Origin of the sequence: Krasilnikovia sp. MM14-A1259 (assembly GCF_047159535.1) — a bacterium.
Taxonomy (GTDB): domain Bacteria; phylum Actinomycetota; class Actinomycetes; order Mycobacteriales; family Micromonosporaceae; genus Actinoplanes.
Genome location: NZ_BAAGAJ010000004.1, coordinates 92,420 through 108,969, shown reverse-complemented (window position 1 = coordinate 108,969; position 16,550 = coordinate 92,420). Strand labels below are relative to the sequence as shown.

Annotated in this window: 18 protein-coding genes; 9 read left to right on the top strand and 9 right to left on the bottom strand. The window is 70.3% G+C overall.

Translation table 11 applies throughout. The features are described 5' to 3' along the window. Nucleotides 1-111 precede the first annotated feature (111 nt). A complete protein-coding gene (locus tag ACMCNK_RS36455) occupies nucleotides 112-399 on the bottom strand; it encodes a hypothetical protein (protein WP_412741269.1) in 288 nt (95 codons plus the stop codon). A gap of 230 nt (nucleotides 400-629) precedes the next feature. Continuing rightward, on the bottom strand, nucleotides 630-1,280 hold the full coding sequence (locus tag ACMCNK_RS36450) for a hypothetical protein (RefSeq protein ID WP_412741268.1): 651 nt from the start codon (nucleotides 1,278-1,280) through the stop codon (nucleotides 630-632). Between the two features lie 585 nt (nucleotides 1,281-1,865). On the opposite strand from ACMCNK_RS36450, the gene ACMCNK_RS36445 reads away from it, so the two are divergent. Together ACMCNK_RS36445 and ACMCNK_RS36440 are read left to right on the top strand one after the other, a co-directional pair. Beyond that, nucleotides 1,866-2,717: a ParA family protein gene (locus ACMCNK_RS36445; RefSeq protein ID WP_412741267.1), complete on the top strand. Its 852-nt coding sequence runs from the start codon at nucleotides 1,866-1,868 to the stop codon at nucleotides 2,715-2,717. 436 nt (nucleotides 2,718-3,153) lie between these two features. Then, nucleotides 3,154-3,651 carry a hypothetical protein gene (locus ACMCNK_RS36440; protein ID WP_412741266.1) on the top strand — a complete coding sequence of 166 codons (498 nt, stop codon included), beginning with the start codon at nucleotides 3,154-3,156 and terminating at the stop codon, nucleotides 3,649-3,651. A gap of 61 nt (nucleotides 3,652-3,712) precedes the next feature. Here the strand turns inward: ACMCNK_RS36440 and ACMCNK_RS36435 are convergent, their stop codons facing one another. From ACMCNK_RS36435 to ACMCNK_RS36425, 3 genes are all read right to left on the bottom strand, one after another. After that, on the bottom strand, nucleotides 3,713-5,020 hold the full coding sequence (locus ACMCNK_RS36435; protein ID WP_412741265.1) for a hypothetical protein: 1,308 nt from the start codon (nucleotides 5,018-5,020) through the stop codon (nucleotides 3,713-3,715). Between the two features lie 248 nt (nucleotides 5,021-5,268). Further along, nucleotides 5,269-7,875 (bottom strand): hypothetical protein, encoded by a 2,607-nt coding sequence (locus tag ACMCNK_RS36430; RefSeq protein ID WP_412741264.1) that lies wholly within the window; start codon nucleotides 7,873-7,875, stop codon nucleotides 5,269-5,271. A 688-nt stretch (nucleotides 7,876-8,563) separates the two neighbouring features. Continuing rightward, the gene (locus ACMCNK_RS36425) at nucleotides 8,564-8,869 is read right to left on the bottom strand and encodes a ribbon-helix-helix domain-containing protein (RefSeq protein WP_412741263.1); all 306 of its coding nucleotides are present in this window, start codon (nucleotides 8,867-8,869) and stop codon (nucleotides 8,564-8,566) included. A 158-nt stretch (nucleotides 8,870-9,027) separates the two neighbouring features. Here ACMCNK_RS36425 and ACMCNK_RS36420 point away from each other — a divergent pair, with 158 nt between their 5' ends. After that, nucleotides 9,028-9,537, top strand: coding sequence for an NUDIX domain-containing protein (locus tag ACMCNK_RS36420; RefSeq protein ID WP_412741262.1), 510 nt, complete (start codon nucleotides 9,028-9,030; stop codon nucleotides 9,535-9,537). Nucleotides 9,538-9,554: 17 nt separating this feature from the next. Here ACMCNK_RS36420 and ACMCNK_RS36415 read toward each other — a convergent pair whose 3' ends face one another. From ACMCNK_RS36415 to ACMCNK_RS36400, 4 genes are all read right to left on the bottom strand, one after another. Continuing rightward, complete coding sequence (locus ACMCNK_RS36415; RefSeq protein WP_412741261.1) at nucleotides 9,555-10,361, bottom strand: hypothetical protein; 807 nt, start codon at nucleotides 10,359-10,361, stop codon at nucleotides 9,555-9,557. Beyond that, the gene (locus ACMCNK_RS36410; RefSeq protein WP_412741260.1) at nucleotides 10,358-10,906 is read right to left on the bottom strand and encodes a hypothetical protein; all 549 of its coding nucleotides are present in this window, start codon (nucleotides 10,904-10,906) and stop codon (nucleotides 10,358-10,360) included. The genes ACMCNK_RS36415 and ACMCNK_RS36410 overlap by 4 nt, the downstream gene beginning before the upstream one ends. 214 nt (nucleotides 10,907-11,120) lie before the next feature. Further along, a complete protein-coding gene (locus ACMCNK_RS36405) occupies nucleotides 11,121-11,651 on the bottom strand; it encodes a GNAT family N-acetyltransferase (protein WP_412741259.1) in 531 nt (176 codons plus the stop codon). A 5-nt stretch (nucleotides 11,652-11,656) separates the two neighbouring features. Continuing rightward, complete coding sequence (locus ACMCNK_RS36400; RefSeq protein WP_412741258.1) at nucleotides 11,657-12,451, bottom strand: GntR family transcriptional regulator; 795 nt, start codon at nucleotides 12,449-12,451, stop codon at nucleotides 11,657-11,659. Between the two features lie 205 nt (nucleotides 12,452-12,656). Here ACMCNK_RS36400 and ACMCNK_RS36395 point away from each other — a divergent pair, with 205 nt between their 5' ends. From ACMCNK_RS36395 to ACMCNK_RS36370, 6 genes are all read left to right on the top strand, one after another. Further along, nucleotides 12,657-13,088: a hypothetical protein gene (locus tag ACMCNK_RS36395; protein ID WP_412741257.1), complete on the top strand. Its 432-nt coding sequence runs from the start codon at nucleotides 12,657-12,659 to the stop codon at nucleotides 13,086-13,088. Continuing rightward, the gene (locus ACMCNK_RS36390) at nucleotides 13,085-13,777 is read left to right on the top strand and encodes a GGDEF domain-containing protein (protein WP_412741256.1); all 693 of its coding nucleotides are present in this window, start codon (nucleotides 13,085-13,087) and stop codon (nucleotides 13,775-13,777) included. The genes ACMCNK_RS36395 and ACMCNK_RS36390 overlap by 4 nt, the downstream gene beginning before the upstream one ends. Next, nucleotides 13,774-14,277, top strand: coding sequence for a hypothetical protein (locus tag ACMCNK_RS36385; RefSeq protein WP_412741255.1), 504 nt, complete (start codon nucleotides 13,774-13,776; stop codon nucleotides 14,275-14,277). The genes ACMCNK_RS36390 and ACMCNK_RS36385 overlap by 4 nt, the downstream gene beginning before the upstream one ends. Next, nucleotides 14,274-14,606 (top strand): hypothetical protein, encoded by a 333-nt coding sequence (locus ACMCNK_RS36380; RefSeq protein WP_412741254.1) that lies wholly within the window; start codon nucleotides 14,274-14,276, stop codon nucleotides 14,604-14,606. The genes ACMCNK_RS36385 and ACMCNK_RS36380 overlap by 4 nt, the downstream gene beginning before the upstream one ends. Beyond that, nucleotides 14,603-15,958 carry a hypothetical protein gene (locus ACMCNK_RS36375; RefSeq protein WP_412741253.1) on the top strand — a complete coding sequence of 452 codons (1,356 nt, stop codon included), beginning with the start codon at nucleotides 14,603-14,605 and terminating at the stop codon, nucleotides 15,956-15,958. The genes ACMCNK_RS36380 and ACMCNK_RS36375 overlap by 4 nt, the downstream gene beginning before the upstream one ends. A 200-nt stretch (nucleotides 15,959-16,158) precedes the next feature. Then, on the top strand, nucleotides 16,159-16,542 hold the full coding sequence (locus ACMCNK_RS36370; protein WP_412741252.1) for a hypothetical protein: 384 nt from the start codon (nucleotides 16,159-16,161) through the stop codon (nucleotides 16,540-16,542). Nucleotides 16,543-16,550 lie beyond the last annotated feature (8 nt).

The window sequence follows — 16,550 nt, the reverse complement described above, 5'->3', positions numbered from 1 at the left end:
TGTGCTTGACCCACAGGGTCATGGCCAGCAGCAGGATCAGGCCCAGCAGGCCGGCAGCGACCAGCAGCGGCACGGCGTAGTCGAACAGGAACGTCGTCAGGTCCGCCCAGCTCACCGGGCATCGCCTCCCTCGACCGGGTCCGATGACGCGGCCAGTTGTGCCGCCTTCTGGCGCTCGTCGCGCAGCTGCGCCAGGTACGCCGGCAGCTGGTCACGGTTGCTGATCGCCAGCAGCAGCAACGCGTCGATCAGCTCGTGCTTCTTGATCTTCGCCTTGCGGTCCAGCCACTCCCGGTCGACTACGTCGTCGAACCGCTTCTCCATGTCGGCACCGTGGTACAGCGTGTTGCGCTTCATCTCGGGAAAGGCTGAGTTCGTGTCTGTGACCGGCGCGCTCATCGCAACTCCCCCGGGGCTCGATGACGTCATCATGATCGCGGAAGCGTATAACACGTAGGACACGGCGTACGGGTACAACACGTGTTACGCGACCGCCTTCGCGAAGTCCCTGGCCAGGGCGTACGCCTTGGTTCAACGCGGGCCTGGTGCTGATGGAGACCCCCCTCCGTCTGGGCAGCTGCCGGAACAGGTCGGGGCTTCTGTGCGAGGCGCGGGCCCTCGTCCGCAGGTCAGCCGGACGGGCGCTCGAGCGCGGCGGTGCGCTGCTGGCGCAAGCTGGCCAGGCGCTGCTGCAGCGGCCTTGCCTGCTCGGCGATACCGTCCACCCGACACTCGGCGAGGGCATCGACGGCATAGCCCAGCAGCACGAACGTGTCCTTGCCGTACCGGTCCTCTCGAAGGTCGCGGCGGACTTCGGACAGTTCGTCAGCGGTCTCGTCGTCCACGACGTCGTAGAAGGCGACCACGTCGCCGGCCAGCTGCAGGACGTCGTCGCGCGCCGCGGCCAGCCACTCTGCCTCCGCGTCGCCCTCGCCGCGGCCGGCGGCGCGGTCGGCCCGGGCGAGTTTCTCGTCGGGCCGGCCGGACCCGGCGTCGGCCAGCAGGGCGTGCAGGCGATCCGCGCGATCTCGGAACCCTTGCCGCGACCGCATTCCGAACATGGCGCCGAAGTCGCGGTGCGCTACGCCGAGCCGGTCCGCCGCGTTGAGCAGCCACCTTTCCCGGTCTGCGGCCTGCCACCACAGGTAGACATGCAGGACCGCGGCGTCGAACAGGTCGTCGACCCGCACTCCCTCGGGGAGGCCGGAGCCGTGTTTGCGCAGGTAGGACAGCACCTCGGCAGGCTCGGAGCCCAGCTCGCCACGGTGCGGATCGTCCACACGGCGATGACGCTCATGAATCGCTTGGACGGCCTGCGCCGCCCGCTCGGCCGTCACGCGCGGAGGGGTCGCCATCCTGTCAGCAAAACACTGACGGATGATCACCTCAACCGACCGCGCTTTACCGGGTCTTCGGGCCCCTCTCAGGCGGCGGCCGGAACCCCCCTCTCCCCCAATCCCCCCTTCACCCCGCGGCGGCCCAGCGGGAAGTCCCGTCGGGGGGGGGCGCTGGGGTTGGGGGGCGCGTCACAGCCCCCCTCTCCCCCCTGTTGAGCGACGCTGGCAGCGGGGGGCCCACGCGCGCAACGGGCGGGGGTGGGCTCTGTGGCTTAGCAGGTGCGTTAACCGATGGATGCAAATGCGTCATGTGTCGCGTGTGCACCTAGGTCGCCGCAGTTGTCCTAGCGCGTGTCTCCTACCTGGGGTTGGTGTCTCGTCACAACGCTTGTCACAACGCGTGTCTTAGGTCGCGTAACAGCCGACGTCCCACGGGCGGTGATCACTGCTGGCAGACCCTGCGGTTGAATGCGCAGTGCGTCATGTGCACAGGCAGGGGCGCTTGTGGTACGGAGACAGCACACAGTAGTGACTACGCCCGTGAAGGGGGCCCGGAAGATCATGCTCGCCCGGATAGACGCGCCCGTGCCGTACAGCAAGGGTGCATGGCTACGCTCGGTCGGACTCAATCCGGTCGACCTGGCCGGCAAGGTCTTCACCAGCGCCTCGTACAAGGGCGGCATCGGCAAGACGCTGATCGCCTACGAGCTGGCGTTCCTCATTGATGGCATCTTGGTCGATCTCGACTGGGACAAGGGCGGCGCCACGGTCAAGTGGGGCTACGACCCGGACCTGCGCGTCAACGCGCCGTTGGTCGACCTGGTGGAGAAGGGAAGGATCCCGAAGCCACTGAGCGGGCAGCTGTGGCGTCCCGACTTGGTGCCGTGTACCCCGGACCTGAAGTACGTGGTCCCGCCGGCGAAGAAGTTCACCGACATCCTCGTCAAGCTGGCGCAGGAGCTGGGTGAGAAGTATCAGAAAGCGGTGGTCTTCGACACTCATCCTGGCGGCGGGCCGGAGGCGTTCGCTCCGATGGCAACCTCGAACGTCGTGCTGGGTGTGGTGGAGCTCGGTCAGCAGGAGATGAGCGCCGGCGAGCAGATGGTCGACGAGCTCAAGGCGTACCCGCTGCTGCTGGTGCCGAACCGGGTCACCGGAACGGCCCAGGAGGACCGGTATCTCGACTGGCTGGACCGGGTGACGGAGGAGGCGGGCGTGCCGGTCGCCCCGCCGATTACGGACATGCGCCACTGGGTGAAGGTCCGCAAGTCACGGATGGCGATTACCGCGAACAGGCCCACGGCGAGGTTTGAGCGGCTCCGCCAGGATCTGCAGGCGGTCGCAGGAGCGGCGGTGAGCTATGTCCGCGCCGCTGCCTGACGCGACGGAGGGCGGCGGCCTGTCGGAGCAGGTGGACGGCCGGGCCATTGCTCGAGCGAACCGCGAGGCACGCAAGGCCGCGGCCGTCGCCAGGAAGGCCGCAGCGCAGGCCAAGAAGGCCGGCGCCGAGGAGGAGCCGGACGACCCGTCGCAACGAGGCGGGGAGACGGCGTCGAGACGGCAGCAGAACATGCCGCACCCGCGTAACCCTCGGCCGGCACTCTCGGGGCCGGCGGCGAAGTCGGCAGCAGCGCCGGCGGCTGAGTCCGTCTCCACAGCAGAGGCCAGCCGCGGCACGACCGCCGCAGCGGCGACGTCTGCTCCTGCGGCTATCGAGGTGTCCCTCGGAGCCGACCGCGACACAGGACCTGTCTTAGGTCATGACACAACCGTTGTCACAACGACTGACACAACTGCCGAGGAGCCTCTGACCTCCGTGAACGTGCAGGTGGACGAGCCGGCCGAGGTGCTGGCGCCGTCCGAGCCGCGACCTGTGCCGGCCGACGATGACCCTGCCGCGTTGCTGCCGGTGGTGGTGCAGTTCAACATCGCCGATGGGACCGTGATGGCCCGGTTCCGCCGCGCCACGGACCGCAAGGGCGTGACCTTCACCGGCCTGGTGTTGGACGCTCTCCGCAAACACCAGCACGAACTGGCCGACCTGGTCGCACGTCGACGCCCACACGCCGATCCGAACGATCTGTTTCCCCATCGGGCAACACCGCGGGGTGGGCCGTCAGTGCCCGGCGGAGGCGTGATCCGAATCCGTCCGACGGTCGGGGAGCTAAAGATCATCGACGCTCTGGTGGACGACACGAGCAAGAAGATCGTTCGTGGACGGCTTGGGGTCAAGGCAGTGTCGCGTTCGGAGCTGGTGACGGCGGCGCTCGACGGATATCTGCCGAAGCCCAAGAAGGGCGAGGTCGCGAAGTAGGCGTGGGGGGACTGGTCCCCGCTGGCCCTCGCCCCCTCGCCTCTCGACTGACCGGGTGCCCTCAGGCGCGCCGGCGTCCGGCCTCGGCACGTTCCGCGCGTTCGCGTTGGGCGGTGGTCTCGGCGCGCTGCTCGGCGAGTTGCTCACGCAGCTGGGTGACCTCGCCGGCCTGGTGCTCGACCTGCTTGCGAGCGGCGTCGCGATCGGCGGCGGCCGCGGCCGCGCGCTCTCCGGCCTTGGCCAGGTCGGTACGCAGGCCAGCGGCCTGCTCGCGGAGAGCGTCGCGGTCGACGGTCGTGCTGTCACGGTCGGCGGTGACGGCGCGCACCGCGGCGCGCAGCTCGGCGAGTTGCTCACGCAGCTGGGTGACCTCGCCGGCCTGGTGCTCGACCTGCTTGCGAGCGGCGTCGCGATCGGCGGCGGCCGCGGCCGCGCGCTCTCCGGCCTTGGCCAGGTCGGTACGCAGGCCAGCGGCCTGCTCCCGCAGGGTTTCCCGGCCGGTCTCGGCGGTCTGCAGCTGGGCGCGCACTGCGGTGAGCTGCTCGGACAGGCCGGCGACCGTGCGCTGCTCGGCGGTCAGCTGCTCGCGTAGCTGAACGGCCTCGGCGGCCTGACGCTCGACCAGCTTGCGGGCGGCGTCGCGATCGGCGGCGACCGTGGTCAGTTCCTTGCCCTGCAGCGCGAGCTGTTTGTCGAGGTCGCGGTTGCGGGCGACCGTTGCGCGGGTCTCCTTCACGGCGGCCTGGCGTTCCTCGATCGCGTGGGTGGCCGCGAGGGTCTGCGCGCGGGCCTCGCGCTCAGCCTTCTCCCGCTCCTGGTCGTGCTGGTCGCGCTCACGCTCGGCGGCGCGGATCCGGTCGGCGGCTTCCTTCTCCGCATCGCGGGCCATCCGCTCGGCGACGCGCCGGGCCTCGTCAGCCTGCTTGTGGGCGGCCACGGCGTCACGGCCGCTCTTCTGCGCCTTGTCTCGGGCGTCGGTCTCGGCCTCGGCGCGGGCGATCGCCTGCCGCATCTCCTCCTCAGCGGCCGCGGCCCGCTCCAGGGCGGCGCGCTCGACATCGCGGCGCGAGAGGTAGCCGGTCAGCAGGCCAGCCAGGGCCTCGATCGCGGGCTCGATCTGAGCGGAGTCCTCCTGCATGACCTCCATGGGCTGTTCCAGGCCGGCGGCCCGCAGCGCCAGCCGGCGGGCCTTAGCCCGGCCCTGACAGGTTCGCGGCGCCTCCGGCCAGGTCCGCTTGCAGTATTTGCTCCGCCGATTCGCCGTGCGCGGCTCGGTGAACGTGTCGCCGCAGTATTCGCAGGTCACCTCCGCCATGAGCACGTCGCTGCCGCTTCTGCCGGGCACTGGCTCCACGCTCTCCGTCGTCATACGAACATGATACCATAGAATCTAGTTTCCGGGAACAGTTACTATCTTTCTGTTTCCGGAAACTAGCTTTAGGTTGGTCGACATGGCTATTGTCTTCGAGAATTCGGCCTGTATGGCTCTCAGAGCCAGTAGATTTGAGTGGCGGATACAATCCCCAAGCGCCTGACGTCAAACCTTGGCTTGTAGGCCATCTGAGCGGGTCAGATTTGCCCTGTTGCGAGGGGGCGTCGCTGAATCTGCGCGGCGTCTCAGTGGATCTCTGATCCAGGCTTAGCGGCTCTATCTCTCCAGGTCAGCGGGGAGAGGCCGTCGCCGGGCTGGCGCGTGGCCGGCCACTCGCACTCGTCCACCTCGACCGGCGCCCGCGCCGCGAGTTCGGCCCGGGCCTGGGCCATGCGCTCGGCGTCGACGGGGCCGCCGTGGCGGCGGTTCGGGCGGGACGCGGTGCGGCTGCCGGCGGCCGCGGCTGCAGCGGCGGCCGCCCGGGCGGCGTGCCGCCCGGGCTGGTCGCCGGTGCGGTCGGCGGCCGCCGCGGCGTCGCGCTGGTCTCGCTCGGCGCGCAGCGCCGCGGTGCTGGCGGCCGCGGCCGCCAGCTCGGCGGCCAGGACCTGACGTTCGTAGCCCTTGCGGACCGGGGAGTGGTGGGGCACGACCGCGTCCGGGCTGGTCAGCGCGCGGTCCAAGGTCCGGGCGAGGTAGCTCAGCGGGGAGTGGGCGTCGCCGGCGGCGATCACCGTGCGGACCTCGGCATAGCGGCCGGTGAGCCCGTGCCGCTCGACCAGGCGGACCACGTCGGCGGCGGTCCAGCCCGGGCCGAGCCGGGCGCCGAGGGTGGCCGCGATCTGCCGCAGCGCCAGGCCACGCGCCCGGGCGGCCTGGCGCTCGTCACGACCGCCGGCGGCGGCATCGCTGATGAACCGCTGCAGGAACTCCCACCGTCCGGACAAGGCCCGGGCCAGGGGTTTCGCCCATGACATGACCTCTGAGCGGCGTAGACTGCCCGGTGATGTGGCGGACAACCGGTTGGCCGTCCTAGGACGGCTAGACCCTGTGGGCTGAGCCGCTCCCTTGGTCGGTGCTGGGCGCGAAGCGCCGCCGTTGTGCCCTTCACCCCGGCCGTCAGGCCGCTGGGTACCGGCTATGGGTGACGTTGGCCGAGAAGAAAAGGTCAAACCCCTGAAACCGGAAGAAGATCGCCTCCTAGACCCCGTTCGGGGAGGGTCGTAAAAATTCGTCATGCGTGAAGCGACCTCGAACGCGGTCTCCACGCTGGCCAGCCCCGCCCGCAGCGCCGCCATCCGGTCGCTGTCCTGGGCGGACCTCACCGTGTACGCAGCCCTGACCAGCCGGGTCGCCCGCTCTCGTACGGCCCGCGCGGCCTTGGCCGCCTTGTAGGCGTCGTCGGCGAAGTCATCGCTCACCTGCGCCTGCAGTTGCAGATCCTCGGCGGTCCGTTCCGCCACGACCGCCTCCGCCTCGAGCACCGCCGCCTCCGCGGCCGTCGCCGCCCGCTGCGCCTCGGCGAGCACGGCCTGGCGCTCGTCGACGAGCTCCACCGCGCGCTGCAGCAGCCGGGCCACGATGGTCGCCGCCTTCGGCAGGAACGGCGTCAGGTCGAACGGCGACTCCTCCAGCGGGGCGAAGTGGTACACGCTGCGCCGGCGCCGCAGGCCGGTCTCCTCGCGCTCGGCCAGGCCGCATGTACGGCCCACCTCGTCGCGCACCGTCGCGCCGACCTGCACGCTGTACGCCCAGGACGTGGTTACCGTCTTGGTCACCACGCCGGCGAACAGCGCCGTCGGGCCGAGCCCGGCCATCGACCGCTGCCCGGCCGCGGGGTCGGCGGCGATCGCCATCACCGCCACCACCAGCGGGTGCTGCGGCGGCCGGCCCCGGCTGCTCAGCCCACGGGTAGCCCGCTCGTCGGCCATCCGGGCCAGGAAGTCGGCGACCAGCCACACCGCACGCGCCTGCCCACCCGGACCCTGCCGCATCTGCAGCCGGCCCCGCGGACCGGTCTTCGTCAGCCGCGGCATCGCCTCGACCACCCCGCCGACCCGGTCCCGCCAGCGCTGCACGTAACCCAGCCGCTTCAGCGCCCGCGCCACGCGCCGCATCGCGGCCCGGTGCACCACACGCAGCTCGTTGACGCGCGCCGCCTCCGCGCCGGCCTGCGCCTGGTCGTCGTCGTGGACCGCCCGGGCCGACGCGATCCAGGCCGCGTCCGCGCACTGCCAACATCCCGTACGCCGCGGCGGCGCCGGCCGCCGCGACCGGTCCCGGCCCCGAGCCTGCTGCAGTCGCCGCCAACGCCGGCGCTCCTGCACCGCAGACGGCGGCAGGTCCGGTGTGGTGGGCGGCTGCGGCCGGCACGCCTCACAGGCCAGCTGCTCGGCCAGCTCCGCCACCCAGCCGGCTTCCTCCGGCGTCAGCGAGCCGCGCCGCGGCGCGCTACGCTGCCGGCGCCCCCAGCAGGACAGGCACAGCGCAGGCGAACCCGGCCCGTCGCGCGACACACCACGCCGGTCCAGGCCCGCGGCCGCGCACGGACCGCACGGCTCCTGCTGCCCCGTGTCGTACAGCGCCCGCAGCGACGGCGGCACCGGGTCGACGTCCAGCATCGACAGCTGCCCGGGCAGCACCGGCCGCGGCGCCAGCAGCCGCACATGCGTACGGCAGGCCGAGCCCGCCACCGGATCCACCGCCGGCACCTGCAGGCCCGCCGCGTAGCACGGCACGCACCAGCCGATGCCCTGCAGCGCTGCCGGCACCGTCCGCACAGTGGCCAGCCGCCCGCCAGCGGTGGGCTTGAACGAAGACGTCGACACCGCGGCGGTCACGACCGACCGCCCCACCGCGCCACCACTGGCAGCCGCGGACACGACACCGACCACTCAGCAGCCACGCGCGCATCGCGCCCGGCCGCCAAGATTTCTTCCCCCACATACTCACCAAGCGCATTTGGGGTCGCCTGGAGTACAACCTGCAGGTCAGAGCCGGTGCAGGAGAGCCGCGCCCGGACTCGGCGCCAGCCGGGCAAGCTCGGGCTCCTCTGCAGGGGCAGCGAACTCAGTGCGCACCAGACCGCGCCAGCCCGCGACACGCGGGCGATCGCCCGACTGGACGAAATTCGGCCATAGCCAGGACAGGCAAACCAGGCCGAACCACGGCAAGGCCCACAGGGGCGCCCGCAGAGCGGGAAGACAGGGAAAACCGCACGTCGCGCCCAGCGACGCTCGGAAACCTGAGTCGAGAAAGGGGCGGTCTCAACCAACCGCGAAAGCGTGCCCAAGCACGCGGGCCGTGCACCTGCAGAGCGCCACGAGAGGCGATTTGAAGGCAGCACTCGGCCCGCCCACCGGGCAAGTGCTAGCCTGATGGCAAGCCTCCGGTGTGCAAGCCGGGGCACAACCAAAGACCCTTGGGTTGGCAGCCTGTAGGGGGTCTCGGTTGAACACCGGTCACGAACGGTATGTAGTTATCTGGGCAACGCCCCGGCTCTGAGCCGGGGCGTTTCTCGTTACCGAACCATCACGTCACTTCCTAAGCAGCGTTCTGCTGACCGGGACTCAGCTCGAATCGGAGCTGCTCGTTTGCCGTCGACTCCGGGCTCGGCCACAGCGGGCAGCCCTGGTCGTCGATGGGCAGGAACCGGATAGCCCGGCGAATGACCTCAGCCACGCTGATGCCGGCCGCCTCGGCTGCCCGGAGCAGCTTCATCGCCTCATCCGGATTGTCGAACTTCGCCCCCGTGAAGTACGGCTTGCCCGACGTCGGGTCGTACGTCGGCGTGTAGCCGCCATATCTCGTCCCGGGCTTCGGTCCCCGCTTCCGTGGCGATCCGTTCATGCGGATCATCATGGCAGACACGGCTCATATCTCATTAACTGTTTATCGGCGTGTCGGCAGAGGGTCTCACGAGGACGGTTGTTCGCCGTAACCCATGCTGTGCCCGCGGCACGGTGCGATTGGCGCCGAACCGGCATCAGCCGCGTACGGTGACGAGCATGGGCGAGCGGTTGGAACCTGCGCAGTGGTACGCGAGTTTGCCGAGCTTCCTGGCGTCCGCCTGCATGCTCATCACCGACCCAGGTGGGGCAGTGCTCGCCGTGAAACCGAACTACCGGCCGTGGTGGAACGTGCCCGGCGGAATTCTGGAGGCCGACGAGCCGCCGCACGAGTGCTGCGCCCGAGAAGTCGCTGAGGAGCTCGGCATCCAGCGGGAGGTAGGCCGGCTGCTCGTCGTTGACTGGGTTCCTCCGAACGCACAGCGGCGGGCGTGGTTCGGCTACGTCTTCGACGGCGGCGTACTCGACGACGCGTCCGCGATCACGCTGCAGTCCGACGAACTGGATGCGTTCACGTTCTTCCAGGCCGGCGAGCTGCGCGAGCACCTGACGGCCAACACCGCCGATCGGATCGAGGCCGCGCTCGAGGCCAGGGCCCTCGGAGGAGTGGTGTATCTGCACAACGGCGTCCGAGTCGACCCCGTCAGCTCCGTGTCGGGCCGACGGTAGACGCCCACGTCGATCGTTCACGCGGCCGCCGCCAACAGCTCTCTCGCTTCGTCCTGCCACGCCTGCACGACCGGCGCGGTTCGGTGAGCCGCTAGGCCGCCGTGGTATTCACGGATTCGCTCGCGCAGCCGACGGGAGCGAATCCGGGCGGCTGCGTGCAGTGCCGTCCGGGCTGTATCGCAGGAGTGCTCGACGTCGCCGAGACTGGCCTGGACTCGGGCCAGCAGGATCTGGTGCAGCGCGCGGGCGCGGACGTTGTCGGTGGGCAGGTCGAGCGCGGCGGAGCCGTAACGAGCGGCCTCGGCGAACCGGCCGAGGTCGTACAAGCAGTGCATGGTGGACCCGGCGTGGTGCGCCGGGCTCGACGCGCCCAACCACTCGGGCGCTTGCTGGGTGGCGGCGCGATCGAGAGCCTGCGCCGCGCGGTCGAGGGCAGCGCGCACCTCGCCGGTCTCCCCAGCAAGGGCGTGGCCACGAGCCTCGGTGGTGTGCAGCCGGGCCAGCAGCGCTGCCGGCGCGTTCTGCGAGGACATCCATCCAGCCCGGGCTACCTGTGCCGCCTTCGGCCCTTCGCCGAGGTAGACCAGTTGGGCGGCCATGTTGCTCATCACGTAGGAGCCGAACGCGGCGTCGCCCGCCTGCTTGGCCAGGGCAAGGGCCTGGATGCTGAAGCGCTGCGAGAGGCCGTGGTCTCCGTCATCGAAGGCCATGTAGCTGACCGTCTCGGTGAGCACCGCAGCGGCGGCGAACAGTGCGCGGCCGACGCTGTCGCGGTAGGAGCCGTGCAGGAGCGGCGCCACCTCGCGATCGAGGTAGTCGGTCAACCAGGCCCGCGCGTGTCCGCGCCGTGCCGGCGGTCGAGGTCGGCGAAGTCCTGCCTGGCCGCCAGCAGCCGCTCAACGTCCGCCATCCCCACCCGACTGCTGCCGGTGGCGGTGACCTGCGCGGTCGTTGGGGCGAAGGCCCATCGCCAGCCCGCTTCGAGGCCAGCGCCGGCCATGAAGGAGTAGGTCAGGAAGTCACGGCGGTGCACGGTCTGCCTCCACAGGGCGGTAGCCGAGTCGGCTGCGGCGGACGCGCTGGTCGGGAACTCCAGGAAGGCGTCCCCGGCCCCGAACACCTCAGCGGCGGTGACCCGCCGGTTGAGGCGGCGGGTCAGCACCTCGGCGATCAGTGCCGGGGTCGGCGCATCGGGTATTGCTCCCCGAAGCCAGCGGTTCACGGAGCTGGAGTCGTACCGCAGGTGTAGTTCGCCGTGCCTGGGCTGCGCACCGAGTTGGTTGACGTGCCGGGCCAGTGCCGCATTGGACAAGCCCGCCTCGCCAATCAACGCCGCGAGGTACGTGTTGCTGGTCGTACGACTGCCCACGGTCAACCTCCCTCCCGACGGGCCGCAGCTCAGCGAACTCCCATGGTCGACATGGTGTCCGTCACGCTAGTGGCCCGCGTCTGTCTGTGGTGGGTTCGGTACGCAGTGCACAACCCGGCACAACCTCGCACCCGGGCACGCATCTGCCGATCTTGGTCATCCTGATCGTTTCCTCAAAGGACGGCACGGTTCTTTGAGAATTCAATGCAAAACGTCACGTAGCACCCGTCGCGCCGCGGTAGGCGGCTGGGCGCTCGAAGCAGGCGGCGGACGGGGTGAAGTGGTTCGGCACGATCCTGACGAGGCGGAAGCCCCGGTTCAGGTAGTACCGGTGGAGCTCCCGGTTGGTGGTCCAAGCATCGAGGCGGACCCATGGCAGGCCGTCCGTCTCGGCTTGTGCACCCGCGAAGTCGAGCAGCTGCGCGCCGATGCCGCGGCCCGCGGCGGCCCGGTTGATGGTCAGCCGGTGTACGAACAGTGCGCTCGCTTCCTCCTCCGGGCTCCATAGGCCGCGGTGGGTTCCCCGGTTGATCGTGATGGCCGCGAGGACGTCGCCCGTGCGCTCGGCCCGGGCGAACCAGGTGGAGCCGTCCTGCAGATCTCGCCGAAACCCGTCGATCATGGTGTCGGTGTCGGGGAAGTCCTGCGACCACTGGTCTTGACCATGGGCTTGCAGCCATGCGGTTGTGTCGCGCCTGAGCGCGATGACGGTGGCGAGGCTCTCGGGGGTGGGGGCCGCCTGCATGATCCTCACCGTGTCTCGCTGAGGTTCAGGGCGTATTTGGCGGTGAGGTCGCCGGACTCGTACAGGACGACATTGCGGTCCGCGGGGAGCAGCTCTTTCGTCAGTCGCACCGGCCGCTGGTCTGTCCACCCCACACGCTGGTAAACGATCATGCTGGCGTCCTGGCTGATGCCGAAGGTCCGCGCCTCCTCCACGGTCGCCGGCCGACAGGAGACCTCATCGGCCCAGCCGATCTCCCGGAATCCGTGGGCGGCCAGCCGCCGGACAGTGCCCTCCTTGATGTCGTGGGGCGTGTCCAGGCCGGCCGCCGAGGCCACCTCGTACGGGTAGAAGCTCACCTGGCATGACCACGGCACGCCGTCGACGTAACGGAGCAGGTCGCGAACCACGACCAGGTCATCGACCTGGACTTGCAGGCGATTCGCCACAGCCGGAACTGCAGGGATGATCCGGAAGCTGAAGTCGTGGCTGGGTGTCCGGCCGGACCGGGTTACTTCCGAGTGCCAGGAGTCGGCCGTTCCCTTACGGTCCGGATGTTCGGTGTGAGCACTGTGCTCCAACACGCGGAGGCGACGCACGAAGGTGCCGTTGCGGCCGCGGGTCTCGATCAGCCCCTCAACGGTCAGCGACTGGAGCGCTTGGCGAACGGTGCCTCGTGAGCACTCGAAGTGGCCGCCGAGCTCGGGCTCAGTGGGGAGGCGCGCTCCCTCGCTCAGCCTGGTGCCGAGCAGCTCCTGTTCGCCGAGGATTGCGTCCCGCAGCTCGTCGGCAATCTCGCGGTAGCGCGGCGTGGTTCCCACCCGTCACCCCTTCCGTCATTTCGTCTATACGAATCTAACGCAAAAGCTTGACTCCGCAGTACCGAAGGTCCATCGTTTGATTCGTACAGACGAATCAAACCATCTAGTTGATCTGGAGGCAAGAAACAGCGAGGCCCGGTGCGGTCACACCGGGCCTCGCCTTCAAACAAGGTCGTCCTGCCCTCGGAAAGGAAGTAACGACCCCATGTCCATGCTCGCAGTTGAGAACCGGACCGGCGACGCCGGACCCCGGGGGCGGGTATCCCCGCCGGTCCCAGCCAGCAACTCCAATCCGCGGACTCTGATTGCCGCCATCGAGCACCACCGCCGTGAAGGCCGCCGACTCGCCGCAGAAGCCAAGCATCACCGCACCAAACTGCGCACGCTCTTGCAGCAGCGCAATCACCACATCACAGAGTTGCGCACCACCGCTGGTTGGAGCCTGACCCGCATAGGCACCTTGTACGAGCTGACCGCCGAGCGGATCGGCCAGATCACCGAAGCGCTCCGGCCCAGCGCCGCCCGCGATGACGTGACCGGCGTGAAGGCAGGTTCCGCCTCGGCAAACTCGGTCCTCGCTGGAACAGCCACCAGGACTGCTGCCATCACCCCTGCGACACGGGGGGTGACCGCATGATCCCCGAAATCCTGACCGCCGCGATGGTCGGCTCCGCCATCACGGCCGCCTCGGCTGCGGTTCTGCTGCGGCGGACGCGTGCCGAGCTCCGCGTGGCGCGATATGACGCAACGCATGACCGGTTGACCGGCCTACTGGGCCGCGCCGGTGTGGACGCCGCGCTGGAGGAGCGGGCCGACAGCCGCCGCGCATGGTCGATGATCATGTTCGATCTCGACGACTTCAAGCAGGTGAACGACAACTTCGGACATGACGTCGGCGACGAGGTGCTCGTCAAGGCGTCGCACCGGCTGTTCATGGCGTTCGACCAGCCGGGCGATGTGGTCGGCCGGCTGGGTGGTGACGAGTTCGTGGTCTTAACCGACAACGGCCCGTACCTGCCGTTGCTCACCTGGCTGCGGGCTCTGAACGGGTTGATCGCGGTCCGTGAGGCGATGGGGCTGGCGTCGGGTGACGAGGTCACGGTGACGGCGAGCGTCGGTGTGGTGTCGGTGCTGCCGGGTGCCGAGCTGCCGCGGGTGCGGCGCTCGGCTGACATCGCGACGTACCGAGCCAAGGCTCGCGGCGGCAACCAGGTCGTCGAGTACGGCTTGCCGGGCGAGCTGGCCACGGTGCACTCGCGGCGGCCGAACCCGCGGCTGCGCGACATGGCCACGGCCGCCCGGTCCCTGCGGACGGTGACGCGATGACCACGTTCGCCGTTCCCCCGGCCGGTGCGCCGGCTTGGCGTGAGATCTACCTGACGCCGCCGGATGTGGGGCTCGACATGCCGGCCGGGACGCGGTGCCCGATCGACGGCACGGCCCTGCGGCCGCGTCTGGACGGTTGGGCCTGCCCGATGTGCGGCGCAGCCTGGGACTTCCGAGGGTTGGGCGGGCGTTGGCTGCCCGACACCGCTGTGGTGGCCGCGATCGAGCCGACGTTGCGCCGGCGGGTGTCGCCGGTGGCCGTGGCGTTCGTGCTGGCTGTGGTGGCCGGTTGCGCGTTGGCCGCCGCCGGGCTGGTCTCCGTCATGAACGAGTTCGACAAGCGTCTGCTGTGGTGGCTGGCCGCTCTGGTCGGCGCAGCCGCTGTTGCGGTCGTGCTCGGCGCGTTCGCCGGCCGGTTCCGCGACTGGCTGCGCTACCGGCACAACCGGGTGGTGCGCGTGCTCGGCGAGCGCGTGGCTGACGGGGACGTGGTCCGGTGAGCATTGAGCTGCAGGTCAACGTGACAGTTCAGTGGCGCGACCCGGTCCACTACGACGCGGAGCATTCGCTGCCTTGCCGGGTGTGCAAAACGCCGACGCACATGCGTGACAACACGGATCTGGCGTGCCACCCGCGTTGCGCGGGCGACGAGCTCGCCCGGGAGATCTTCCGGTTCGGTCAGCGGCTGGCTGACGAACGGTTCCGGAGTTCGGTAGCCCGTCGGGCCGCGCTGGCGCAGACCGCGGCGCCGACGGCGCCGCGAGTCGCCGACGAGCGGTTCGACGGCGGGCTGCAGCCCGGCCAGGTGTCAGCGGGGGTTGCGCGATGAGCATCGATTTCGAGGCCGAGCTGGTGGCGTGGCCTGCCGCGCCGCAGTTCGTACGACGTGACGGCGGGCTGCTGGTGCCGGACGACCTGGGCACAGGGACGGTGCTGGCCCCCTATGAGGCGGTGCCGGGCTGCGAGCTGCAGCCGCCGACGGCGGAGCTGGAGCCGGTCGTGGAGACCAAGCTGGTCGAGCTGGACGCCGACGGTGACAGCTCGGACCCCGATGGTGTGGACCGGGTACAGGTCCGGCGTGCGTGGTGGCGCCGGCGGCCGGTGGTCACGGCCAAGTCCGCGGATGTGCTGTACGAGCGGCTCGAAGCGGCCCGGGCGGTTGTCGAGGTCGGCCGCGATGACGAGCTGGCCCGGCGCATTTCCGCGGCTGAGCACCAGATGGCGCTCGACGGCGTGGACGAGCAGGTCGCCGCGGTACACCGCGGCCGCCAGGAGCGGGGCCGCGACGCGATTGAGGCGGAGAAGCTGGCGGCGCTGTACCGGCACACGGCCAGCGCCGGCGAGCGGGCCCGGATCGCGGCCGAACTGGCCCGGACCGGGGAGATGCGGGCGCTGCGGATCGCCAAGGTGCAGCGGGTCTCGCTGTGGATCGCCCTGCTCGGGCTGATCGGTTTCGGAGCCTGGTCGACCGCGGGCGTGCACGCCGGGCTGGTCAGGCTGCTGCACCTGGAGCAGGCATCGGCGTTGTGGTGGGCCGGCTGGGCCCTGGAGCCGCTGGTGATCGCCATCGTGGCCGGACTGATCGTGCTGCGCCCGATCCTGCGGATGTCCGGCGGCGACACCGACGGGCGGGCCCGGCGGGCGGAGGTCGTCGCGCTGGGCGGCTCGGTCGCGCTGAACCTGTTCGGCGGTTGGGAGCCCAACGCGGGCGGCTGGACCGTCTCGCTGGCCCAGGCGCTCGCCCACTCGTTCGGCGCGTTCGGTGCCGCGGGCACCGCCTGGCTGATCGGCGTGGTGATCGACTACACCACCGCAGCGCGGCCCTGGGACGGCGCTCCGCGGGTCGCCGATCTCGGTCTGCGCCCTTCCGGAAATCCTTCCGGATTTCCTTCCGCGCCAGCTTCCGAGCGGACGGCGCACACCGCGATCGGGCGGCGAAAACGTGCTCCGCTGCCGGTCGACCGGACGGCTCTTCCGGCGCACATCCGGAAGGTTCTGGACGCCACGCGCGCCGCAATCACGGACGGGCGACTGACGGCCGATCCGTCGGCGCACGCGATCTACCAACACGTGATGAAGCGCAACGGAGCACGGGAGCGGTCGAGCCAGGTCGCGGAGCTGGTCGCCGGGTGGCGGCCGCCGTTGCGCGCGGTCGACGACGTCGACGCCGCGACCGGATGACCGGGGGCCGGCCCGGTGGTGTGGCAGCCCATGCCGGGCCGGCTTTCCCCTCTCGATCGCGGCCACATCATTCGGGCCCTCGTCTCGGGGGGCGACAACCAACACACGGAAGGGCAGGCCGGGCGGTGAGCGCACTCCCTGCAGAAAACTACCCACAGTCACCGTCGCCGGTTTTTCCAGTCCGGCCGGAGGCGCACGTCGTGGACCTCGCCGATCGCAGGTCAGCGGCGCGAGAGACCCCTCCCCCACCGGACTGGCATCGGGATGAAACAGCACAAGAGGTCGGCGCCGATTCCGGCCGCCAGTCCGGCCCCGGAATCACCCTCAGCGACATTCCGGGGGATTGGGACAGCGTCCGTGCGATCTGGACGGGCACGCCGGAGCCGCTGAGCGCGCTGGCCGGCCAGGTCCGGGCGGCGCGCGGCAGCGAGGACCCGCGGCAGGTGGCGATGGCCTGCTGGTCGCTGCTCGTGCTGATCCCCCGCGTGGTGCTGCACGGGGCCTCCTGGTTCCTGCAGCACCCGGCCCGGACCGCCGCGGCGCTGCTGGTCCTCGGCGTCCTGATCGGCTCTCTCACCCTCTGATTTGGAAG